General features: G+C 47.0%; 22 protein-coding genes. 8 read left to right on the top strand and 14 right to left on the bottom strand.

The window, feature by feature from the left end; all coding sequences use genetic code 11:
• The first annotated feature begins 396 nt into the window (after positions 1-396).
• Positions 397-807, top strand: a complete 411-nt coding sequence (locus tag QP794_RS32420; protein ID WP_285080750.1) for a sensory rhodopsin transducer — start codon at positions 397-399, stop codon at positions 805-807.
• Positions 808-880: 73 nt separating this feature from the next.
• Here the strand turns inward: QP794_RS32420 and QP794_RS32425 are convergent, their stop codons facing one another.
• The 5 genes from QP794_RS32425 to QP794_RS32445 all read right to left on the bottom strand — a co-directional run bounded on the left by QP794_RS32425 (position 881) and on the right by QP794_RS32445 (position 5,906).
• Positions 881-1,381 (bottom strand): Ger(x)C family spore germination C-terminal domain-containing protein, encoded by a 501-nt coding sequence (locus QP794_RS32425; RefSeq protein ID WP_285080751.1) that lies wholly within the window; start codon positions 1,379-1,381, stop codon positions 881-883.
• Entirely contained in the window at positions 1,362-2,039 is a 678-nt protein-coding gene (locus tag QP794_RS32430) for a Ger(x)C family spore germination protein (RefSeq protein ID WP_285080752.1), read from the bottom strand. The genes QP794_RS32425 and QP794_RS32430 overlap by 20 nt, the downstream gene beginning before the upstream one ends.
• Positions 2,036-3,505: a spore germination protein gene (locus QP794_RS32435; protein ID WP_024630757.1), complete on the bottom strand. Its 1,470-nt coding sequence runs from the start codon at positions 3,503-3,505 to the stop codon at positions 2,036-2,038. The genes QP794_RS32430 and QP794_RS32435 overlap by 4 nt, the downstream gene beginning before the upstream one ends.
• On the bottom strand, positions 3,486-4,592 hold the full coding sequence (locus QP794_RS32440) for a GerAB/ArcD/ProY family transporter (RefSeq protein WP_285080754.1): 1,107 nt from the start codon (positions 4,590-4,592) through the stop codon (positions 3,486-3,488). Before QP794_RS32440 ends, QP794_RS32435 begins: the two co-directional genes overlap by 20 nt.
• Positions 4,593-4,967: 375 nt before the next feature.
• Positions 4,968-5,906: a DMT family transporter gene (locus QP794_RS32445; RefSeq protein ID WP_285080755.1), complete on the bottom strand. Its 939-nt coding sequence runs from the start codon at positions 5,904-5,906 to the stop codon at positions 4,968-4,970.
• Between the two features lie 178 nt (positions 5,907-6,084).
• Here QP794_RS32445 and QP794_RS32450 point away from each other — a divergent pair, with 178 nt between their 5' ends.
• Positions 6,085-7,479 (top strand): aminotransferase-like domain-containing protein, encoded by a 1,395-nt coding sequence (locus tag QP794_RS32450; protein WP_285080757.1) that lies wholly within the window; start codon positions 6,085-6,087, stop codon positions 7,477-7,479.
• Positions 7,480-7,572: 93 nt separating this feature from the next.
• Here QP794_RS32450 and QP794_RS32455 read toward each other — a convergent pair whose 3' ends face one another.
• Positions 7,573-8,892, bottom strand: coding sequence for a glutamate-1-semialdehyde 2,1-aminomutase (locus QP794_RS32455; protein ID WP_285080758.1), 1,320 nt, complete (start codon positions 8,890-8,892; stop codon positions 7,573-7,575).
• 81 nt (positions 8,893-8,973) lie between these two features.
• Complete coding sequence (locus QP794_RS32460; protein WP_024630761.1) at positions 8,974-10,017, bottom strand: LCP family protein; 1,044 nt, start codon at positions 10,015-10,017, stop codon at positions 8,974-8,976.
• Positions 10,018-10,222: 205 nt separating this feature from the next.
• On the opposite strand from QP794_RS32460, the gene QP794_RS32465 reads away from it, so the two are divergent.
• The 4 genes from QP794_RS32465 to bcp are packed head-to-tail and all read left to right on the top strand — an operon-like array spanning position 10,223 to position 13,364.
• Complete coding sequence (locus tag QP794_RS32465) at positions 10,223-11,269, top strand: ABC transporter ATP-binding protein (protein ID WP_285080759.1); 1,047 nt, start codon at positions 10,223-10,225, stop codon at positions 11,267-11,269.
• Between the two features lies 1 nt (position 11,270).
• Positions 11,271-12,065: an ABC transporter permease gene (locus QP794_RS32470; RefSeq protein WP_024630763.1), complete on the top strand. Its 795-nt coding sequence runs from the start codon at positions 11,271-11,273 to the stop codon at positions 12,063-12,065.
• Positions 12,066-12,111: 46 nt separating this feature from the next.
• Positions 12,112-12,855 carry an ABC transporter permease gene (locus tag QP794_RS32475; RefSeq protein ID WP_179132626.1) on the top strand — a complete coding sequence of 248 codons (744 nt, stop codon included), beginning with the start codon at positions 12,112-12,114 and terminating at the stop codon, positions 12,853-12,855.
• Positions 12,856-12,899: 44 nt separating this feature from the next.
• Positions 12,900-13,364 carry a thioredoxin-dependent thiol peroxidase gene (bcp, locus tag QP794_RS32480; RefSeq protein WP_285080760.1) on the top strand — a complete coding sequence of 155 codons (465 nt, stop codon included), beginning with the start codon at positions 12,900-12,902 and terminating at the stop codon, positions 13,362-13,364.
• 50 nt (positions 13,365-13,414) lie between these two features.
• Here the strand turns inward: bcp and QP794_RS32485 are convergent, their stop codons facing one another.
• Genes QP794_RS32485 through QP794_RS32510 form a run of 6 tightly spaced genes read right to left on the bottom strand, consistent with a single transcriptional unit; the run spans position 13,415 to position 18,692 of the window.
• Positions 13,415-14,536 carry a GerAB/ArcD/ProY family transporter gene (locus QP794_RS32485; protein WP_285080761.1) on the bottom strand — a complete coding sequence of 374 codons (1,122 nt, stop codon included), beginning with the start codon at positions 14,534-14,536 and terminating at the stop codon, positions 13,415-13,417.
• A 51-nt stretch (positions 14,537-14,587) separates the two neighbouring features.
• Positions 14,588-15,370 carry a GerAB/ArcD/ProY family transporter gene (locus QP794_RS32490; RefSeq protein WP_285080774.1) on the bottom strand — a complete coding sequence of 261 codons (783 nt, stop codon included), beginning with the start codon at positions 15,368-15,370 and terminating at the stop codon, positions 14,588-14,590.
• Positions 15,258-15,695: a GerAB/ArcD/ProY family transporter gene (locus tag QP794_RS32495; RefSeq protein WP_350338910.1), complete on the bottom strand. Its 438-nt coding sequence runs from the start codon at positions 15,693-15,695 to the stop codon at positions 15,258-15,260. Before QP794_RS32495 ends, QP794_RS32490 begins: the two co-directional genes overlap by 113 nt.
• 21 nt (positions 15,696-15,716) lie before the next feature.
• Positions 15,717-15,953, bottom strand: coding sequence for a hypothetical protein (locus QP794_RS32500; RefSeq protein WP_285080762.1), 237 nt, complete (start codon positions 15,951-15,953; stop codon positions 15,717-15,719).
• Positions 15,954-15,959: 6 nt separating this feature from the next.
• Positions 15,960-17,162, bottom strand: a complete 1,203-nt coding sequence (locus QP794_RS32505; RefSeq protein ID WP_285080763.1) for a Ger(x)C family spore germination protein — start codon at positions 17,160-17,162, stop codon at positions 15,960-15,962.
• Positions 17,163-17,180: 18 nt separating this feature from the next.
• Positions 17,181-18,692, bottom strand: a complete 1,512-nt coding sequence (locus QP794_RS32510; protein WP_285080764.1) for a spore germination protein — start codon at positions 18,690-18,692, stop codon at positions 17,181-17,183.
• A 174-nt stretch (positions 18,693-18,866) separates the two neighbouring features.
• Here QP794_RS32510 and QP794_RS32515 point away from each other — a divergent pair, with 174 nt between their 5' ends.
• Complete coding sequence (locus tag QP794_RS32515; protein WP_285080765.1) at positions 18,867-20,174, top strand: MFS transporter; 1,308 nt, start codon at positions 18,867-18,869, stop codon at positions 20,172-20,174.
• 72 nt (positions 20,175-20,246) lie between these two features.
• Here the strand turns inward: QP794_RS32515 and QP794_RS32520 are convergent, their stop codons facing one another.
• Entirely contained in the window at positions 20,247-20,891 is a 645-nt protein-coding gene (locus tag QP794_RS32520; RefSeq protein WP_285080766.1) for a DedA family protein, read from the bottom strand.
• Between the two features lie 245 nt (positions 20,892-21,136).
• On the opposite strand from QP794_RS32520, the gene QP794_RS32525 reads away from it, so the two are divergent.
• Complete coding sequence (locus QP794_RS32525) at positions 21,137-22,405, top strand: polysaccharide deacetylase (RefSeq protein WP_285080767.1); 1,269 nt, start codon at positions 21,137-21,139, stop codon at positions 22,403-22,405.
• The last annotated feature ends 118 nt before the right edge of the window (positions 22,406-22,523 follow it).

Here is a 22,523-nt window from a genome sequence, read left to right on the forward strand (position 1 = left end):
TGGAGCGGGATTTCCCCTGCTGAGGGGAATGAAAAAGAAATCCCGAGCCAACAGCGGCCCACAGCCCGATCCGCCCGCCGAAGCGTCAGCCCCGTGAGTAGCCTTTTTATTCAGCGAGTTAACGAAATGACGAGCATCCCAAAAAGTTGCCCAGCGAGCATAGCGAAGGCAATAAGCCTTTAAAAAGCTATGGCGAGCGTTGCAGCGAAGGAGGGCGGAATCGGAGCAGAGGGAGCGAAGCGTCCGCCTTTGGAGCGGGATTTCCCCTGCTGAGGGGAATGAAAAAGAAATCCCGAGCCAACAGCGGCCCACAGCCCGATCCGCCCGTCGAAGCGTCTGCCCCGCGAGCCTCCCGCGTGTTTAACTAATTATTGCTTTGGCAAAGGAGGAAATTCATTGGCACAGGATCAGACGAACACTTCAGCACATAAAACATCTCCCGCAGCGACGGGGCACACCTACTGGGTGATTCCCGATGGTTACATTCCAACGGACAGCTCGGGCTCACTGGAGAGTCATGAGAGCATCTGTGTATTAAATACAGGCACAGTGGACGCACAGCTGCAAATAACGATCTACTTCGAAGACAGGGAACCGCTCGAAAACATCATGGCTGAGGTGCCTGCGCGGAGAACAAAACATATCCGGACAGCGTCGCTAAAATCGGATGAACAACTGATACCCCCGGGAGTACCCTATGCGATTACCGTCTCCAGTAATGTTCCAGTTATCGTCCAGTACAGTCGCCTGGATACAACTCAGCCTGAACTGGCACTCATGAGTGTTATGGCATTTCCACTGAGATAACTTATGAATTATAAATAGAAAAGACGACCAGGAACCTGATGATGAACTACAGGCTGCTGATCGTCTTTTTGTGCTACTCATTGTATTTATACGTACTGGCATTGAGGATTTTTACATGAACTTCCACCTTTCCGAGTTTAAACCGTTCAAGTGGATTATCCCGTTTGTATACCTCTTGTCTCCATAAGGGGAGTTCATGGCGATAGAGGTGTTCCACAAAACCGTAGGAATCAATCTTGCGTGATTTGTGTTTCTCAAACGTATCGCGGATTTCGGACTCAATCTGTTTCTCCGCTTCCTTTTCCATGGCATGGGGAGACTGGTGAGAGTCATGATCCTCAATGATGGCGCTTTTAACCGAGGTAACCAGATCAAAGGTAACACCATTTCCTTCTTTCCTTGCCTTAATCTTGGTCTTTGGGTTATTAAGCCTAAGCGTCAGAGCCGGAGTTTTTTTCCCACTCCTGTATACGTATAACTGATATTGATAGACGTGGTCATAATTTACGAATCGTGTACCATCCGTGTCCTTGCCCGTCACTCTGCCTTGATTTTTACCGTTTTGAAATGACATAAAACCCATCCATTCTAATCAGCGGGGGAGTTTTATCTCCGTTAAACCAGGTCCGATTCTGATTAGTAATGGAAGGCAGAAGAATAACTGAAGCAGGTTCCCGAAATCCGTCAATGAGTTGATGAAGCCGGATGGGTTCATAACTGGAATGCTGCTTATACAGCTTCATCGGTTCAAACAGCTCAATGGTCTGGGCGGATTGGTTCAGCAAGGCAGAGGGAGTAAGTACATCTGTAATTTTATGATCTGTACCGTAGAGCCAGGGGGTATATCTCAATTGGCCTGAATGCAACAGGGTATTGAAAACATCCTCCAGCCTTCCATTCAACACATTTTCGGATAAGACAATCGCTTTTACATGGGTCCATAGCGTTTGTTGCTGAGAAGTTTGATACAGGTCGTCAATAGCCATACTCAGCGTTGTACCCTCACCCCGTCCGATCCAGATATCACTTGCTTCCCTTGAAGTTGGTCCATCCTGCTTGGCAATACTGGAGAAGTCAATCAGTTGCGCGTAAGCAATGTAGTGGTTGTCCACATAGTCTATCCCTACAGCCGTGATAAAGTTAATGCTCTGAACCTCTTTCGAATCCCAGCACCCGGTCAGCAGGATGAAGCAGCTTATAAACAAGCTAACCTTAGCCGTCCATCTTGTCACGGGCGTTTCCTCCGGCGAGTGGAATCCTGTGTATGGAGTACGGCCGGACGATTGGTCCGTTTCATGGAAGGAGGCATGGATACGGCTTGGGTGAAGTCACCGGGAATATAAGGTGAGACGGGTGAGAGATACGAGACGCCATAACACTCCAAGGATACCAGGTGCACCAGCAGACCGAATAGTCCAAGCATGAAACCGAATAATCCAAGGGTTGAAGAAATGATAAGCATCCCAATCCGGACTTGAGCAGTAGCCCCGCTGAGCACGGTATTCACCAAAATATAGCTGGAGATAACCGAGATAGCTACCGTGACAATGATCGTGGGGGAAGTAATTCCTGCTCGAATAGCTGCATCTCCGATAATAAGCCCGCCCACCACGCTGACGGTCTGTCCCAAGGCACGTGGAAGTCGGCGGCCAGCTTCATTAAATAGCTCGAACATAAATATCATTAAAAATGCTTCCAGCGTTACTGGCATGGGTAGACCCATCCGGGTACCTGAAATGGTTGCGAGCAGAGGCAGGGGGATCTGTTCCACATTGAAACTGGTCAGGCCGATATAAAAGCCAGGAAAGAAGCAGGCAATCAGTAATCCGGAAATGCGCAAAATTCGCTCAAAAGTAACAATGAAAAAAGGAGTACTCTCGTCTTCCGGCGATTTCAACTGATTGAATAGAGTGGTTGGAGCGATAATAGCTACTGGTGAACCTTCAATTAGAACAGCAAAGCGCCCATTTAATAGGGAGTCCACGACATAATCGGGTCGCTCCGTGTTATCCGTGAGCGGGAAGATGCTGCGAATTCCCCCCATAATCGCACGTTCCATAATGGAGGTACCGAGAAGGCCATCAATTTCAATTTTGTCGAGATTTTGGCGTGCTTCTTTCAGAATATCCGGGTTAATAATGTCTTTGACATACAACAGACCAATAGTGGTCTGGGTACGACCGCCTTTAACGTATTTCTCATAACACATGGAAGAGGTTTTCATTCGTTTGCGAACGAGGCCGATATTCACGGACAGCTCCTCGGTGAACCCATCCCGGGGCCCTTTAATCGATGACTCGATCGACGATTCCTCAGGGTTTCTCCCAGGGATATTCGCAATATCCAGACTGCAGGACTGATCCCCATTTCCGAAAACAAGCAGTAATTGTCCGCTAAAAATCAACAGGTTTAAGTTTTCTACATCTGTGAGATCATCTACCGGATTCAATGTTAATCCCAACTCTTTGGGGTGTGCTTCTTCTATGAACAGAGAATGCCGTTCCAGCCGCGGGATAATAAACTGATTGATTTGTTTGCCGTCGACCAGACCGTCGCAATAGAGCATGATCACCGACATATCGGTTGTGTCTTTGGCGGGAAAGGTCTGAATAACAACATCTGCACAGGGACTGAACTGCTCTTCGAAAGAGGCAAGCAGTGTTTCATGGGACGTGGTATCAATCGTTTGGTGCTCCATGATGTTTCCTCCTCTGATGGCGTGAACTGATGTATGCAACTGCTGTTGCAACCACCGCTAGTCCGCTCAGATACATGAGATTGAACGGGAATATGTATTGGACAAGCAGCCTTTCGAATGTCATATCATCCAGAGGATACAGCATGGAAAGAATAAATAAAACGCCAAGAATGGCACAACATAGGATCCTTCTGGAGGCGCTCTTAATATTCCAAATTTCTATTACAATATACATGGCGAGACTAATACGGGTAAAAGAACCGGCAAGCCACTGGTAAATGGAAAAGAAATCAGTCTGGGCAATATATTTGCCCAAGGAGGCAATGCGCCATTCTTCAAAAGCGGGATATCGCATTTTGGCAGCTTCAAAAGGGTCGAACTCCACGATAGCTCCAATAAGTGGGCCAAGTGTCAGCCCAAGAATAATTAGCGCGAGCATGAGGTACTGCCATACACGTATCTGCTTGGAGAGGTGAGGCTGTATGTACCAGATGAACAGCAGCTCAAACATGCCCGAAAGGCTGTAGACTGTGCCGTGGAGCACGGGGCGCCAGCCTTGTTCAAGCACTGGCAGCAGACGGCTGTAATCCTTGTATTGTGTATTAACGATAGCGACATAAAAGCCAAGCAGCACAACCAAGGGCAGGACTAATCCTGCTGTAAATGCCAGAGAACGTATTCCTTTATACGCCGCATAGGCACAGAGAGACATAAGAGCAATGCTTGTAACCAATACTGGCGTCTCTGTCAGGTAATTGGTTTTGGCCCAAGTGGTGGTATCATGCAGAGTAAGGTAGATTACGGACAGAAAAAAGAGGCTGTTTACCACCCGAAACAGCAGCCCAAGAGGCTTGCCAAGATGGGAAGTCAGCCATTCATGCAGGGTTTGGTGCTGGAGAAAACGAGAGACATAGGCAAGCATTAAAGTGAATATAAGATAAGGGCCCGCAGACAACAGAACGGATATCCATGCATCTCTTTTGGCCGTAGACAAAAGGGCAGGGATGATCAGGACGTGGCTGATCAGGCCGACAGATAACATTATTAACATCATAGCTTGCAAAAAAGAAGGCTGTGTTGGTTTCATGCTGAGGGGACCTCTTTTCCCAATGGACTGTTCTCAGCAGTGTTAACGTGATCAAGCCTTCTCATACTGTCAGTCGAAATAACGTATCCCCATCGCTTCACGAACCTCAAGCATCGTCTCACGGGCAGCCTGGCGGGCTTGACGTGTGCCTTCCACGAGGATTTCTTTCACTTCATGCCCACGTTGTTCATAGTACTGTCGCCGTTCTCGAAAAGGGGAGAGCAGCTCGTTAATTGCAGTGCCCGCAATCTTCTTGCAATCCTTGCAACAGTTATAGGTAAATAAAAAAAGCCTCGTCCTTCAGCCTATTTCCCAGATGGGAACAGAATAGAAGGACGAAGCTTATAATGTCCGTTTACAATTTTTCACATTGTATCACGCTTTATCTAGAATCACCAGCCTGCGTTTTCTTCCGCTCATATTGGTGCCAAGTACACCGGCAATGATCAGCAGGGCTCCGATGAAGTGGTATCCATGCACTGGTTCATGCAATATCCAGGCTCCGCCAGCAATCGAAATGAGTGTGGACAAATTACTGAATACACTCATTTTGGAAGCTTCCAGATGAGTCAGGGCATAGCTCGCCAGAAGTGTGGAGAACATGGTGGAGAGGATGGCCAGATAAGCGAGTGCTCCCAAGTAAGAAGCATCTCCGAGTGGCTTCACATAATCCATTATGGTTCCCCCCGACGCATGACGAATCAGAGAAGCCGCGTTAAAGACTACAAATCCAACCATCAGGGTGACCCAGGTTAATTCCATCGGTTTGTATTTTTGGGCCAAGGGTCTGGCTAATACTCCATATCCTGCAAAACATACTGTGGAGAGCAGCAATAAAGCAATACCTTTGAAATTGCCTGCCGACATCCCGCTTCCTTTCATCAGGAAAATAAAGACTACACCAGCCACGGACAGCAGCAGGAACATTTTTTGCATGATTGTTGTACGTTCCTTCAGAAAGATAGAGGCCAGCACAAGTGTAAATACAGGGGCCATGGCCTGAATAATGCCTGCTTCCGATGAGTTGGACGAGACGAGTCCGAATGCCTGAAAGGCAAAGAACAAAACAGGAGAGAGCAGTCCTAACGGAATGATACGCCACAGATCACGAAGAGTTAGCTTGATCTTGATCCATCCGAAAATGACAGGGATGCTGACTACGAGTAAAGACAAAGCAAAACGATGTGCAAGTACATCGATCGGATGTGCAACACTCACCGTCATTTTGACAAACAAAAAGGATAAACCAATAATGGCTGCATATAAAACAGCTGCTACATATGCGTATGTTCTAGACTGGGTATTATTGTTCATGGGGTTTCCTCCAATAAAATACGAATTTCTTTTCTTTTACAGCGGCGCATATGTTGCTGTGAACGCTGTCTGGCCTTATTCAATATACTGCCAGACCAAGAGTGGTACAATAGACAAAAACGTTTACTGTACCGGTACAATTAAGGTGAGACTGAAGTCGAAGGAGAGGCGGAATCCAATGAGGAAATACGAAATGATCGCCGAATCGCTAAAGAATTGGATACAGGATCAATTGCGGCAGCAAAATAGTGGACAATGGCAGGACAAAGGAATCAAGCTCCCAGCTGTACGTGTTCTGGCTGAGCAATATCAATGCAGTGTGAGTACAGCCATACGCGCATATGAGTGGCTGGAAGAGCGACATCTGGTCTACGCGGTGCCTCAGTCCGGGTATTATGCGGTACAGAATGGAGCCGAAGTGGAGGATGGAGAGTGGCAGGGCCCGCTGGATTTTGCTTCCGCAGCTCCTGACCCGCGGGTATTTCCTTATTCGGATTTTCGCCATTGTGTGGACCAGGCGATGGAGAAGAAGCAGGCGGACTTGTTTTTGTACGGAACCGAGAGGGGGTTGCCTTCCTTGATTGAATTGCTGCAGAAGCAATTCGCCGATTACCAGGTATTCGCCCGGAAAGAGCAGTTCTTTATTACGTCAGGGGTGCAGCAGGCACTGGCTGTGCTGGCGCTAATGCCTTTTCCGAATGGGAAAAAGAAGGTAATGCTGGAACTGCCGGGCTATCATAATATGCCTTCGCTTCTGAAAGGGCTGAATGTACCGATTGCAGGTGTCAGACGCTCTCTGGATGGCCTGGATTGGGAAGCGCTCGAACGACAGTTCCGTGAAGAAGATATCAAATTTTTTTATGTCATGCCGCGTTTTCACAACCCGATTGGCACTTCGTTGACGGCAGCAGAGAAGAAGAGATTGATCCGGCTGGCGCAGCGTTACGATGTCTATCTGGTAGAGGATGATTTTTTGGCTGATCTGGAAGAGAACACAAAGCAGGACCCGTTAATGTCGTATGATACGGAAGGGCGGGTCATTTATCTGAAAAGTTACTCCAAAATCCTGTTTCCCGGCCTGCGGATTGGTGTGGCTATTCTGCCTGCAAGTCTTACTGCATCGTTTAGTACATACAAAAAAATGCTCGACATTGACACTGCGGTACTGTCCCAGGCTGCACTTGAGGTCTACATCCGTAACGGGATGTTTGCTCACCATGGTAAAGTCATCCGCAGCCGCTATGCTGCCCGGATGAACAAATTGTATCAACAGCTTAATGCTTTCCCGGACTTTGCTCCATTTGCACAGGCGCCGCGTACAGGCGGGGAGCATACGGTTCTTCCACTGCCTAAGGATATGCCTCTCAGGGTCTTGCTGTCTCGTTTGGATCAACGGGGAGTTATTGCCGATACAACAGAACGATATTATCCGGAAGGTGCACAGGAGGTACTTCAGGATAAAATGCTGCGGTTAAACATATCCAATGTACCCAAGCAGCGAATCAAGGAAGGGATGCGGATTATCCGTGAGGAGATAGTGAAACTGCAAAAGGCGTCCACACAAGCGGAATAATCGCTCGTGGGACGCCTTATTTCATGTGATCCATTTCTATATGCTTGCAAAAGTGCTCGCTCTGGTGCGATGTGAGAATGGTTAGATGACTGCTTACTCCTGAGCCATAGCTTTGAAGGAAGCTTCAGCAGCTTCCAATGTTTCTTGAACATCCTTGTCTGTATGTGCAGTGGTCAGGAACCAGGCTTCATATTTCGAAGGAGCCAGATTAATGCCACGATTCAGCATATGACGGAAGAAGGAAGCGAACAGTTCCCCATCGGTATCCTGGGCTTGATCGTAGTTCGTAATCGGATGATCACAGAAGTGGGTGGAGAAGGCACCACGAATTCGGTTGATGGTTAAAGCAATACCATACCGATCTGCAGAAGCCTTAAGGCCTGCTGTCAGGTCGATAGCTAGACGCTCCATCTCCGCATATACACCTTCGCCTTGCAGAACTTCAAGACAAGCGATACCGGCAGAGATAGACGCAGGGTTACCAGCCATCGTTCCGGCCTGATAGGCTGGGCCGAGTGGAGCAACCTGCTCCATGACCTGTTTACGACCGCCGTAAGCACCGATCGGCAGACCGCCGCCAATGATTTTGCCAAGTGCCGTCAGATCAGGCTCAATCTCGGCATGGTTGTCCAGTCCCGCGTACGTCTGTGTAGAGCCGTAGTGGAAACGGAAGGCGGTAATTACCTCGTCATAAATGACCAGCGAGCCGTTGTCCCGAGTCATGGCACAGAGTCCTTCAAGGAAGCCTGGCTTTGGCATAACCATCCCGAAATTGCCCACAATCGGTTCAACCATGACCGCTGCGACATCATCGCCCCAACGTTCCAGTGCTGCTTTTAGACTGTCCAGATCGTTGAAAGGTACCGTGATAACTTCTTGCGCGATGCTCGTGGGAATGCCGGCACTATCCGGAATACCCAGCGTGGAAGGCCCCGAACCTGCTGCCACAAGGACCAAGTCGGAGTGACCGTGGTAACATCCGGCAAATTTCACAATCTTGTTACGTTTGGTATAGGCACGTGCAACCCGGATCGTGGTCATGACCGCTTCTGTACCGGAGTTTACAAAACGAACCTTGTCCATGGAAGGAATGGCCTCTTTCAGCATTTTGGCAAGCCGGATCTCCAGCTCCGTTGGTGTACCGTACAGGACACCATTCGCTGCTGCTTCAGTAATGGCCTTGGTTATATGGGGGTGAGCATGTCCTGTAACAATTGGGCCGTATGCCGCGAGGTAATCGATATATCGGTTGTCATCCACATCCCAGAAGTGCGCGCCTTGCGCCTTTTTCATAAATACAGGTGCACCGCCGCCTACAGCTTTGAACGAGCGGGAGGGACTGTTTACACCTCCTACAATATGTTGAAGGGCTTCTTCGTATAAAATTTCGGAACGGGTACGTGATGAATTCATTAGATAACTTCCTTTCGTATTAGATAAACAAAACACAGCGAGAGGGCAGCATATGGGCTGCCCTCTGCGTGTTACACTTCTTTACTGTGCGGGTTGCTTGGTATCCAGCTCGTCACCACTTGCCGTTTTGTCTTCGGCTCCGGTAGTGCTGCCTTCTTCTTGAGCAGGAGGATGAATGATATCTTGAATATATTGCTTAAGTTTTTCTTCATTGGTTACCGACAGCACCTCAGCTCCGCCTGGTGTACGCTCTTCCTTGAGCATTTTCATTGGCGGAATTTGCTCGCTGCCGTTCATGCTGCTCTGATATCCGAGTCCGCCCAGCTTCCACATATCGGAGAGGGTCAGATTGGTATCTACATAAGGATTGACTTCTTCCAGAATGGAAGGCAGCTTGGCAATTGTTGTCGTTGACTGCATTTTCGCTGCTACAGCTTTGAGAAATTCACGCTGCCGCTCAGAGCGGGCATAATCCGACATGGCATCATGACGGAAACGAACGTACATGAGAGCTGTATCGCCATCCAAATGCTGGTAGCCTTTTTTCAGATCAATATCGTATTCATTATTGTCCGCTTTACTTGTATAATGCATGTCCTTCTCTACGTCAAAATCCACACCGCCAACAGCGTCCACCAATTTGATGAATCCCTGGAAATCGGTGTACACATAATACTGGATAGGGATACCCAGCAGGTCTCCTGCAGCTTTCATTGCCACGTTGGGGCCATGGGTGATGGCAGTATTGATTCGTTCCTTGCCGTACCCGTCAATATTGACGTATGTGTCGCGCAGAATGGAGAATAAATTGATTTTTTTGGTGAGTGGGTCAAGCGAAACGACCATCATGCTGTCAGAACGGGGAACTTCCCCCTTCTCCAGCCCGCGGGCATCGACACCCATAACGAGAATATTGACCGTTTCGGTGCCTTCCCATTTTGGAGGGTCCGGTGTACTTACTTTTTCAACATTTTCGATACCGGCAAACGGCGATTTGTCGCCTTCCTTTTGCAAGCCATTCAACTGATTGAGAATAGAACCGAAATAAAATGCCGCAGCGCCTCCAACAATCAGCACGAAGGCGGCAAGAGAAATCCAAATGGTTCTCTTCGTCTTTCTGGTCATGCTAGCTCTCCTTTGTATTCAAAATAAATGAAGATGAGTCCAATTTGATCTAGCCCGGGCTTTCCGTACACGACATTTCTGTGAGATGCAACAGAGGACGCGGCCTCAGACTATTTTTTTAAAGCTTGCTGAATTTTGACTGATACTATTATAATTTCTTTTTGGGCTACAAGCAATTTCAACAAAATCCAAGTGAGGTATAATCATGCTGGCGATTGATGTCAAAGATTTGCGTAAGTCGTTTAGCGTCCAGAAAAGCCGAGGAGGGCTCAAGGGCGCATTCCAAGACCTGTTTGCACGTCAATACCAGGAGGTATTGGCTGTAAATGATATTTCATTTCAGATTCCGCAGGGCGAAATATGCGGATATATTGGGGAGAACGGTGCCGGTAAATCAACAACGATCAAGATGTTGACCGGCATTTTGGTGCCTACTTCAGGGCAGATATCGGTTGGTGGATATGTTCCGCATCAGGAACGTGAGAAGTTTGTACAGAATATTGGTGTCGTATTTGGTCAACGCAGCCAACTATGGTGGGATATCGGTGTCATTGAGTCCTTCCATCTGCTGCGCAAGGTGTATCGTGTAGGTGAGGTCGATTTTCGCAAACGTCTGGATGAACTGGTTGAGCGGTTACAGCTTCAGGATCTGCTGAATCGTCCGGTTCGTAAGCTCAGTCTTGGACAGCGTATGCGCTGTGAACTGGTCGCTGCACTGCTGCACAATCCGGATATTGTTTTCCTGGATGAGCCAACCATTGGTCTGGATATTGTCGTAAAATCGGAAATTCGTGAATTCCTGAAAGACATGAACAAGGAACACGGAACAACCATTTTGCTGACGACCCATGATCTGCAGGACATCGAAGCGTTATGCTCAAGAGTTATTATGCTCGATGCAGGCAATATCATTTATGATGGCGGTTTGGATCATCTGAAGTCCCAGTGGGGCAAGGAACGGGAAATCCGATTCAAGTTCGGCACGGGTCACACCATGGAGCAAATGCTGGAATGGACTGCTGCACTGCCTGTTCGCTGGACGGTGGAGAATGAACTTTCCGCATCGGTCTGGATTCCGCTTGAACTCAATGTGTCGGATGTGCTTGGGCGTGTTGTTGGACAGGCAGATATTACCGATATTCAGATTATTGAGATTAATACGGATGAGATCGTGCGCAGTATTTACCAATCCGGTTCCGCTGAGCGTCCCGAGATTGTGGGAGCCGGGAACGGAACGGTGGGTGTATCCTAAGATGAATAGTGCATTTTTTGATTTTATGCGCATCCGGTTCCTGACGATGCTTGCATACCGGGTGAATTATTATTCCGGCATTTTGATATATACGCTGAATATCGGCGTGTATTACTTTACCTGGCAAGCCATTTACGGCAGTAGTGGTGAACTGGGCGGTTTTACGGCAGCTCAGATGACGACTTATGTGGCGGTATCGTGGATGGCGCGTGCGTTTTATTTTAACAACCTGGACCGGGAAATAGCCACAGACATTCGGGATGGCTCCATTGCCATTCAATTTATAAGACCGATCAATTATGTCATGGTCAAAATGATGCAGGGTCTGGGTGAAGGGATTTTCCGTTTCCTGCTGCTCATGATTCCGGGAATGCTCATTGCCATTCTGTTGTTCCCGGTTGAACTGCCCACGGCGCCGTCCGCGTGGATTGGTTTTCTGGTCATGCTGTTCTTCAGTTTCCTTATTAACTCCCAGATTAATGTCATTACGGGACTGGCCGCATTCTTTGTGGAAAACAATGAGGGCATGATGCGCATGAAACGCGTCGTGGTTGATCTGTTCTCCGGTCTGATTATCCCAATCAGCCTCTATCCGGGCTGGATGTCCGCAGTGATGAAAGTATTGCCGTTTCAGGCCATTACCTATCTGCCCGGCTCCGTCTTCACCGGAAGAGTGGAAGGCACTGGCATCTGGAGTGTACTCGGCATTCAGGTGTTCTGGTTTGTCATACTGCTCATTCCGATGATGCTGATCTGGCGTCAGGCGCGCAAGCGTCTGTTCGTGCAAGGAGGGTAACCAAGTGTACTATTTGGGTCTGATCTGGGAATATTTAAAAAATTACATGAAAACACGTCTCACATACCGCGCCGACTTTTGGGTCGAGATCCTTTCGGATTTGCTGTTCCAGGCAACCAATCTGATCTTCATCTTTGTGGTTTTCCGACATACGGATAATTTGGGCGGCTGGAGTGAGAGTGAAGTCCTTTTTGTCTATGGATATTTTATGGTGCCTTACGGCATCTTCAGTTGCTTTATCAATCTGTGGGGATTCAGTGAACGATATATCGTCAAAGGTGAGATGGATCGCATATTGACACGCCCTGCGCATAACCTATTCCAGATTTTACTTGAAAATGTGGACCCGCCCGCTCTCGTTGGTTCGTTTATTGGCCTAATCATTATGGGCATTAGTGGTGCGGAGATGGGGCTTGGACTGGAGTGGTGGCATATTCCCGCCCTCATTATTCTTGCTCTGAGTTCCGTGTTAATCTATGCAGGAATCTATATCACTTTAACGTCCTTGTCTTTCTATTCGGACGCGCCTACAGGCATCCTGCCATTAATGTACAACATTCAGGGATATGGACGTTATCCGGTAACCATCTATAACCGTGCAATTCAGGTTCTGTTAACGTGGGTCATTCCATTTGCCTTTGTGGGCATTTATCCCGCAGCCCTGTTCCTGGAACGAACGGAAATGCATCGTATGGCGATGCTGACACCTGTGATGGGGTTAGTGTTTGGTTCCATGGGACTTCTGCTCTGGAATTATGGCGTGAAGAAGTATCGCGGAGCAGGATCATAACGGAAGCACTTTTTACGAAAGCATAGACGAAAGGAGGCAATGAGATGACATTAACCGAAGGAAAGTTGGCACCAGACTTCGAACTCCCGTCCAGTACGGGAGAGACGGTAAAGCTCTCGGATTATCGCGGACAGCGGGTGCTGATATATTTTTACCCGAAGGATATGACTTCGTCCTGCACCCAGCAGGCATGTGATTTCCGTGATCGTCATGAGGAGTTTGAGGGGTTAAATACAGTTATTCTGGGGATTAGTGTTGATCCGATGAAGCAGCACGACAAATTCATTGCCAAATACGGCTTGCCATTCATCTTGCTGTCAGACGAAGAACATCAGGTTGCCGAGCAATACGGCGTATGGCAGCTCAAGAAGTTGTATGGCAAGGAATATATGGGGATGGTACGCTCCACGTTCCTCATTGATGAAGAGGGTGTCCTTCTGAAGTCGTGGTCGAAAGTGAGAGTCAAAGGACATATTGAAGCTGCTCTGGAAGCGGTAAGGGAGTTATAAAAAAATATTAAAGGCTGTGCTCGCGGATTCTGACGTGAACACAGCCTTTTTTATGTTGAAACACGATCAGAAGTTGTCTGGTTGTTCTTGCGAGAACGGATCCGGTGAACCAGTAGAAGGAGGAGCGGAATGACAAAACTTACGGTTATATCCCAATCCACCCAGGCAGGCATAATGGTTTCAATATAAAAAATGACATTGGGAGAAATCAGGATGGACAATGCAAACATGAGCAGGGATGAAGGGAGAATGAGTGGTTTGTATGTTTTTAACCGAAACAGCTGAGCTAGTCCGATCACAAAAGCAAACATGTACAGCAGGCTTTTAAAATAGGTTGCAATTAACCAGGCAGTAGCCATGAAGGCTTCAATACGCTCAAAAAAGTTACCTACATTAATTTTTTGATACAGGGTGTAGGAAATGAAAATGTTATGCTGGGTCATAAAAGGTCCTACAACCATAAGGGAAAACAGTAACAGCACACATAGTAGCAGGCCTCCACAGAAAGTGGCAAGCAACAGGTCTCGTTTAACGTGTGGCCCTGACGTCACATAAGGAAGAATCATCGTAAGTACGATCAGTTCCCCGAAGGAGGTAAATGCTCCGCGAATAACGGTTTCAACCAAATGGACCCAGCTGCTGCTCAGGAACGGTCGCAGATGTGAAGCGTCTATTTTGGGCAGCAGCCCCACGAACAGGAGAGCCATAAAGACAACAACAATAGGAGTCAATAGTTCACTCGTTGCCCCCATGGTTTGCAATCCTTTCATTAAGCCCCAGATCAGCGCACACAAGAGCATAATTAAAATGACACGGATGGGAGTCTCGAGGTAGATTTGAGTCGTCATGAAGTCTCCAACCTCACGGATACAGATGGCAGCGCCAATGGCGAAATAGAACAGGTAACCAGCAGACAAGATCGATCCAATCCATGGACCAAGCAATTTCTGGCAAATCTCAATTAAAGATAGTTCAGGGTAGGTTTGGTGTAGTTTGTAAAAGATCCAAATGATAAATAGACCGATAGGCTGGCTGAGGAAAGAACATATCCATGCATCCTGTTTGCCCAAGGTTGTGACCAATGAAGGATAGATCAGAATCATATCCCCAACCATGACAAGAAAGGTAAGCAGGGCAAATTGCCGAATGGTTATTTTTTCTCTGATTGGCAAGGGTCAACACTCCTCCTTCCTTGATCGACATGTTGGTGTATTAGCATTTTGTTATCCGGAAGACTTTGATTTCCATCCTTTTTTGAACGTATGCACCAACAATAACAATCCAGGAAAAATAATACATAATGTGGTGTCCCAATCTACCCAGTATGGAACGACGGTAATGACAATGAAAGTCAAATTGGGCGAGACCAAATTGGCAAGGGCAAATATTAACAAGGATGTTGGCAAGATAAGCATGCGATACTGCTTGAGCCTGAATAATTCGGCACATCCAACAATAAATGCATACAAATACACTATTGATTTGACATACGTGGAGATTAGCCAGGAAGAAGCCATAATGGCTTCGATCCGTTCAAAGAAACCACCGATATTAATCTTCTGAGATAGAACAAACGAAGCATAAATATTATGCTGTGTAAGGAAAGCGCCTAGAACGAGCAAGGAGATGGTAACCAGGATCGCAAGCAATAGGTTTCCAGCTCCTGCAGACAAAAGTACGTCCCGGGTCTGGTGCGCCTGTTTTATTGTGTAAGGAAGAACCATCATAATGGGAATCAGTTCACCTATCGGATATATGATACTCACGAGAGTTCCCTGAAGGATGGGAACGATGCTAGTGTCCTTCAAAGGTTTCAAATTGCTGGGATCAATCTGGGGCAGCAGAGAGAGTGCAAGTACAAAAATAAATACGATCAGGATAGGCATCAGTAATTCACTGCTGCGTCCTATTGTTTCTAAGCCATGATACAGGCCCCAGCCCAAGGTGATGACAAACATCAGAATGATGACTCGAATCGGAGTATATTGAAAAATTTGAGACGTGATGAAGTCTCCGACTTCTCTGGTATGGGTTGAAGCCCCTATGGCAAAAAAAGAAAAGGTAAAATACGGAAATTAAAGAACCTGGCCAAAATCCCAGGATACTGCGCAGAATCTGTATCAGATTTTTCTCTGGATACAAGCTGCATAACTTTAAGTACATTAGCATGAGCAGCATTCCGAGTGGAACCCCGATAAGAGCACATATCCAGGAATCCTGTTTGGCATAGGAAGTGATAACCGAAGGATAGATTAGCATCATATCCCCGACCACCATCATGAATATAAGGGTGGACAATTGTCTTGTTCCGATGCGGCCCTGTTCAAGCATAATGTCCACCTCCTTTTTTTCCTAAGTTCCAGTCAAGTGTGCTAAAAATTGATTTACCGGTTCATAGATCCATATGATGAGATAAAGCGGACTGGGAAATTCCCACAAATTGACCGCAAATACACTGAGGAAGGTAGCCAAGAGCAGCAAGGCACTGTACACAATAGTTTCTTTCCATTCCTTACGACGGATGAGTCTAGGCAGATCGAACCACCCAATGAGCCCTGCAGTCACAATGACACTAAGTGTAAGTAGCACCCTGTCTCACTCCCTAATTTGATCTTTGAACGAATCATCCAGTGTGCCTACACGTTTGATTTGCACATTGATATCGTAATGAACATCCAGATTTTCGAGATAGTCGTCCCAATCCTTTTCCACCTTTTTAAAAAACTTGGGATCCGAGTGATAAACCTCTTGCCCAAACCCGAATATATCGACATGAAATTTGCGCTGTACCGATTTAATGGATTCTTGCATCAGATCTTTAAGTCGTTCCTCACTGTCTCGTTCCAGTTCCTTGAGGACTTTCATTGAACCAATTTTAATTCCGCATTCCACTGCACCAATAGATGATACATTTTTTATCTTAATGTCGATTACAGGGTGTCCCGCAACGACTTTTGCTTTGCGTTTGGTTGTTGTTCGAAGTGTTTTAAAGGTCACATAACCATCCTTTCGACAAGGAAGATGACCGATCGTGGATACCACATTGTTTCGAATATAGTTATATCCCTTGGATTCATCTTCTGTTAGCCAACCCACCAATTTGTCTCCCTTGAATACGGACAATCCGGTTGAATTTAAGCTTGCGGGAGCCTTGATTGTCGCAATATTAGCTTGACTACCACTTTTGTCCGCTTTACCAACAACCTCAACCCCTGTGATTACCGGCTGTATTCCGGGAGAAAGGATATATTCCATTAATTGATCCCCGGTTACGGTGGTAGTGGGTGACCAGGTCTTGGTGGATACATCCAGTGAATTAAACATCTTTTCTGCAGGTAAGTTCTCAAGTGGTGTTAGCACGTCAAGTACTTTGGAGGCTGTTGTGTTACGTGCAACCATGACGTAATAATCAGGACGGACGGTAGGTTCACGCATTAATGCTTCAGTAATGTCGTAAATCCCGACTTTCCGTGCATACTCTTCACCAATGACCATCACACGGATATGCGCCATGAAAATGCGGCGTGGGCTTGATTGTGTTAACTTTTGAATGGCTTCAAACAGTGTAGGGGCAGAAGCCTGATACTGAGTCACTGGCGTTCCTTTACCACCCCCTGACTTGGAGGATACTTCATTGGGAACGACAACCTGGGCACTCACCTTGATCATGTCTCCATCCTTGTCCACACCAAGACCCAGCATGATGCCAAGTTCATTGAGTTCCTGTCGATCCCAGCATCCGGTAAGGAGAGGGAGCAGAACGGCAAAAGATAGAATCAATTGTAGACATTTGTTCATACACGTTCTCCTTACCGATTATCGCTTCGTTTTTTTGTTTGCCTGTCTGGTTACGTTCGGAGTTCCGGTAGAGATCGGACGGGTTTTCATCCGGGACCAAGGCACGCGGAAAATGGTATCTTTGAGGTCTTTCCCGATATAAGGTGCAAACGGGGACATGTAAGACACACCAAAGGATCTTAAACTGCATAGATGGGTTACCGTAATCAGCAGAACCATCAGAATCCCGTAGAAACCAAAGGCCGCAGCTAGAATCATCAGGACAAAACGCAGAATCCGTACAGAGATGGAAAGTCCATTTTCCGGAATAACATAACTGGATATCGCTGTAATGGATACGATAATAACCATGGCAGCCGATACAACGCCCGCATCTACTGCGGCCTGACCAATAACAAGGGTACCCACAATGGAAACGGCCTGACCGACAGTCTTCGGAATCCGGATACCGGCTTCCCGCAAAATTTCATAGGTCAGCTCCATTAAGATGGCTTCAATGAATGCCGGGAATGGAACACCTTCACGCTGAGCTGCCAGACTAATGAGCAGGTTGGTAGGCAGCATTTCCTGGTGAAAGGTAGTGATAGCAATATAAAAGGATGGAGCGAGCAGCGCGATAAAGAAAGCCAGATAACGGATTAGTCGAATCAACGAACTGATGTCGGCACGTTGGTAGTAGTCTTCGGGAGACTGAAAGAAATGAACAAACAGGGCAGGGACATGTAGTACGAAAGGAGTTCCGTCTATAATGATCGCTACCCGACCTTCAAGCAGTGCAGCACATACGCTGTCTGGTCGCTCACTGTTATAAACCGTAGGGAAGATCGTACCTGTTTTGTCCTGTATGAGTTCCTCGATATATCCGCTTTCCAGAATAGCGTCAATATCAATCTCATCCAGTCTGCGCCGCAGTTCTTTTACAACCTCTTGATCAACGATATGCTCCAGATATACCACTGCTACCCTGGTGTTCGTGACTCGGCCAAGCTCCCTTTCCTCAATCCACAGATGGGGGTCTCGAATTCGTTTGCGAATTAAGCCTGTATTTGTACGTAAGTTTTCATTGAAGCCTTCCATGGGCCCTCGAACAACGGTCTGGGAGATCGGTTCACCGACGGGACGGTCTTCCCAGCCTGCTGCTGCAATTTTCAGGCCCCGAGTGGAGCCTTCTAGGAGCACAACGGCAAAGCCCGCCAGAAGGGCATCAAGAATGTCTTTCATCTCATCAATTAATAACACGTTGCTGGCCGCTAGCACGTCATTCTGGAGATAGACCAGATGCTCATTATCCTCCGAAAACTCAGGTATCTCACGGGTTTGTAACAAGGATTCCAGGATGGAACGATTGATAATCTGCACATCCACCATTCCATCGATGTACAACATGACAGAAGGCCATTTTTGCAAACAATGCAGTGGGCGAACCATCAAGTCTTTGCTATTCCCCATCACTCGGTTGCAGTAATCTATATTATCCGTAAGATTCGGAGATATCGTCTGATCCTGACTGCTCTGCGATGCTGTACTCATTCCTTCACCCCTTATACACCCTATATTTGCAAATTAGTATGACCTGGATGAATCAGGATTATCACAAATGTGTTATTGATTATCCCGCAGAATAAAAAAGAACATTGTCAATCCTTTCTTATTAGCATAATATCTAATTAGATATAAATCTAATTTTAGAGAAGAGGATTGTTCATGTTGTTCAGATCTTCCGTATTACTTCTGCTACAAAAAGAATCGGAGTACCGCAAGTTCTATGTCGCGGGATTAGTGAACGGCATAGGTGACCGTTTCTGTCAGGTCGCCATGCTTTCGCTAATTCTCAGTACAACAGGATCTGGACTTGCCATAGGACTAGCTCTTGGTCTGCGTGTGCTTCCATTTCTGCTGCTCGCCCCGGCAGGAGGCATGTTAACCATGCGCTTTTCACGGCGAAAGATTATGCTGCTTACTAATCTGATAAGGGTGCCTCTTGCTCTGAGTTATCTGCTCGTGAACAGTGCAGATGATATGTGGATTCTATATACAGCGAGTACTTTACTAGCGTGTGGTGAGGCTCTCTATGCGCCTGTCCGTAAATCAGGAATACCGTTGCTTGTTCAACCTGAGCATTTGCTCAAAATTAACGGACTTGAACAGGTAATGAACGGTACCGTGCTGATAGTAGGTGCCTTTCTTGGGGGAATCACATCTTCCGTGATTGGTCCACAGGCTGCGTTTATTACGAATGCCTTATGCTTTCTAATAGCAGCAGGTTTAATACGCAACGTCTTATTTCCGTCTATGGTTGAGACTGAACCACGTGAGAGTACTTCTGGAAGGGGAGATGGTTCTGGAGGTGCTGTTTCTGGAAATTCTGTGATCGCTCGTAACTCCATTGCAGCGCCTATTTTCTTGGTTATATGGCGGTTGGTTCGGTCCTCTGTAGCATTACAGATCATCATCCTGTTCGAGTTGTGGGTACCGGTCATAAATGGGATCGACAATGTATTGATTAGCGTATATGCCATTGAAGTGTTTGGCCTTGGGGATTGGGGTGTAGGTCTGTTCTATGCGGCGCTAGGTATAGGGCTGGTATTAAGCAACTGGTGCGCTCGTTATTTTCAGCAATGGTTACTCCCGGGAGTAGTCATGTGTCTACTCGTAGAAGGGGGGCTACTTATGCTGCTTAGTATCGCGACTCTGCCTGTGATCGCAGTTCTGATCTATATTCTGCTGGCCCTTATGTCGGGGGTAGGTAATGCTTGTCTGGATACATTGTTGATGGGAGAAACACCGGGGAAATACCGAGGACTCATCTATGGTTTGGTGACAGCGTGCAGTAGTAGCATGCTGGGGTTATCCATGTTTGGTGCGGGTTTATTATTGGAAGTGGTTGAGCCCCGTAAGCTTGGTTTCGCAGGAGGTTTGGGTTTCGCAGCAATTGCTTTTTTGCTTACCGCTTATGGATGGCTAAGGGCACGTGAAGCTTTTAAGATTAGACGCACAACCAAAAGAACATGAAAAATAGGAGCCGCACATGCAGCTCCTTGCTAATAACAGAGAGTTAACCCGGAGGTTTGGCACCCTCACCGTTTACTTTTGTCTTTGCCGAACAGCAGCAGGCTTGCGCAGCGATCGGGCTGCCCACGCTTTTCGATAACGGTAAAGTAAGGCTGCAATTAACAGCAGTCCAATACCTGCGACAATGTAAGCTGTATATTGATGGGCAAGCTGGAACACCGCGTTCCATTGGGGACCGAATAATTTACCTATTCCCAGAAACAGCAACACCCAGAACAATGCGCCTGAATAGGCGTAGAGAGCGAATTTGCGAAAGGGAACGGCGGCTATACCCGCGAAATATCCGGTGAAATGTCGCACTCCCGGAATGAAATAACCGATGAAGATCAGGGCATTGCCGTACTTGGCAAACCACTTTTGCGTTTTATCCAGCTTGTCCGGTTTCATTAGAAACCATTTTCCATAACGCGTAATAAACGGCAGACCTGCTTTGGCACCAATAAAATAAGTGATCGTCATGCCAATCGTCGTTCCCAAGAAAGCGAGAATTGCAAGTATTCCAAAGTCCAGATGACCCTTGTAGGACAGAAACCCTGCATAAGCCATGGTCGTTTCTCCCGGGAAGGGAAGGGCAATGAATTCAAGCAATAAGCCAAAAAATAAAACGCTGTATCCGTAGGATCCAAACAGATGCTGGACCTTCTCAAGCCATTCCAATAGACTTCACTCTCCTGCAGACAGGGTGGGAGGAGATACTTACTCTCCAAGGAGTTTTGTTCATGATCCTACCTGTCCATTATGCTACCTAATCCGAAGCGAAGAATCAATCACGAGCCATCCCGAATTGTGAAAAATTATAAAACAAAATCGCGTCTTTTTTCAGCGCGTCCTCCATATAATTCTAACAAATCTGCTGAAGTCTATCAGCAAATTCACTAGAGACGTTGGAGGTTGATTCGTTCATGGTAACACCAATACATACATTTTTATCTGGAAAATGGTCTGTGCTTGTTCTTCGCATTGTGGTACTGCTAAGTGTATTTGCTGCATATGCAGGCACAACTTACGCATCTTCTGCTTCGGGCTCTGCTGCGCCCGCCTCCAAAGAAGAGAATTCCCAAGACAAAGTAGTCTATTTGAGTTTTGACGATGGACCGGGTAACCATACCCGTGAAGTATTGGATATTTTGCGCAAGGAGCAGGTTCTGGCTACATTCTTTGTGCTTGGTGAGCAGGCAGAACGTTATCCTGAGATGATCCGTGCGGTTGTGGAAGATGGACATGCGTTGGGCAATCATACGTTTAATCATAATTATGAACAGCTGTACAGTGATTTCAAAGTGTTCTGGAAGCAGATCAAACAAACAGAGGAAGTCGTAAATCGAATTACCGGATTGCGTCCGAATCTGGTACGGGCACCAGGCGGTACCTATGGACATTTTGACCAGAGTTATTTTGATCTGATGAAATTGGGCGGGTACACCGTTATGGACTGGAACGTTGACAGTGGTGATTCCAAACGCAAGGGTGTTCCCGCTAAAGAAATTTTGCGCAATGCTACCAGGTTGCCTGGCGGGGCACGTTCGGTCATTGTGTTGATGCATGATGGAGGGGCTCATGTTGAGACGGTAAAAGCACTTCCTGGCATTATCAAGTACTACCGCGATCAAGGTTTTCGTTTTGACACGATGAAAGCCTCGGATCAGCCTGTTCAATTCCGCATCGATTCCAATGGGAAATACAATTCCCGCAAGGCTCCGGGTACGGAGTGGATTGCAGAACATGTACAGGAGAACAGCAATCTGTGGTTGGCAGGCAAGGAACTGAAGGTGGAGATTGGCTTCAAAGCGGCCACATTGAAGCAAGGAGAGTTTCGTGTGGAAGATCAGCGGATCATGGTGCCTTTGCGGACCTTTATGAAAAAGTTCGGCGGCAGCGCTCGCTGGAATGCAGACACCCGGACAGCTACAGCCATATGGAAAGACCGAATCATCCATGCAGACAGCATCAGCGGAGAACTGACAACGAAAAGCGCAAAATTGATCCATGATAGGACAACAGAGGCAGTTGTGCAGAGCCAGGGAGGAACAACCTGGGTTCCGCTACGAGATTTAATGGAGCATATGGGAACAGATATTGATTCACTGAAGGCGAATGAAAAGGAATGGATTGTTAAAGCCAGCGTGCCTCTGGCATCGGCCACCAGCATGTATATGGATAAATTGATCTGAATAAAGTCGCTCGTGCAGGACTATTCTCTCTACTTCCGGGCAACACTGAATCATAGATTAGTATGTTTCAGGAATGCCGATGGATGGAAGGAGATCAGGAGAAATGTCTTATATCCGA

It is taken from the genome of Paenibacillus sp. UMB7766-LJ446 (genome assembly GCF_030226665.1).
GTDB classification, from domain to species: domain Bacteria; phylum Bacillota; class Bacilli; order Paenibacillales; family Paenibacillaceae; genus Paenibacillus; species Paenibacillus vandeheii.

What these genes read in the sequence shown, in the direction of transcription:
- QP794_RS32425 (WP_285080751.1), bottom strand. Translation starts at nt 1,381, where the DNA reads ATGTCATTTCAAAACGGTAAAAATCAAGGCAGAGTGACGGGCAAGGAC.
- QP794_RS32435 (WP_024630757.1), bottom strand. Translation starts at nt 3,505, where the DNA reads ATGGAGCACCAAACGATTGATACCACGTCCCATGAAACACTGCTTGCC.
- QP794_RS32440 (WP_285080754.1), bottom strand. Translation starts at nt 4,592, where the DNA reads ATGAAACCAACACAGCCTTCTTTTTTGCAAGCTATGATGTTAATAATG.
- QP794_RS32445 (WP_285080755.1), bottom strand. Translation starts at nt 5,906, where the DNA reads ATGAACAATAATACCCAGTCTAGAACATACGCATATGTAGCAGCTGTT.
- QP794_RS32450 (WP_285080757.1), top strand. Translation starts at nt 6,085, where the DNA reads ATGAGGAAATACGAAATGATCGCCGAATCGCTAAAGAATTGGATACAG.
- QP794_RS32455 (WP_285080758.1), bottom strand. Translation starts at nt 8,892, where the DNA reads ATGAATTCATCACGTACCCGTTCCGAAATTTTATACGAAGAAGCCCTT.
- QP794_RS32460 (WP_024630761.1), bottom strand. Translation starts at nt 10,017, where the DNA reads ATGACCAGAAAGACGAAGAGAACCATTTGGATTTCTCTTGCCGCCTTC.
- QP794_RS32465 (WP_285080759.1), top strand. Translation starts at nt 10,223, where the DNA reads ATGCTGGCGATTGATGTCAAAGATTTGCGTAAGTCGTTTAGCGTCCAG.
- QP794_RS32470 (WP_024630763.1), top strand. Translation starts at nt 11,271, where the DNA reads ATGAATAGTGCATTTTTTGATTTTATGCGCATCCGGTTCCTGACGATG.
- QP794_RS32475 (WP_179132626.1), top strand. Translation starts at nt 12,112, where the DNA reads ATGAAAACACGTCTCACATACCGCGCCGACTTTTGGGTCGAGATCCTT.
- bcp (WP_285080760.1), top strand. Translation starts at nt 12,900, where the DNA reads ATGACATTAACCGAAGGAAAGTTGGCACCAGACTTCGAACTCCCGTCC.
- QP794_RS32495 (WP_350338910.1), bottom strand. Translation starts at nt 15,695, where the DNA reads ATGCTTGAACAGGGCCGCATCGGAACAAGACAATTGTCCACCCTTATA.
- QP794_RS32505 (WP_285080763.1), bottom strand. Translation starts at nt 17,162, where the DNA reads ATGAACAAATGTCTACAATTGATTCTATCTTTTGCCGTTCTGCTCCCT.
- QP794_RS32510 (WP_285080764.1), bottom strand. Translation starts at nt 18,692, where the DNA reads ATGAGTACAGCATCGCAGAGCAGTCAGGATCAGACGATATCTCCGAAT.
- QP794_RS32515 (WP_285080765.1), top strand. Translation starts at nt 18,867, where the DNA reads ATGTTGTTCAGATCTTCCGTATTACTTCTGCTACAAAAAGAATCGGAG.
- QP794_RS32525 (WP_285080767.1), top strand. Translation starts at nt 21,137, where the DNA reads ATGGTAACACCAATACATACATTTTTATCTGGAAAATGGTCTGTGCTT.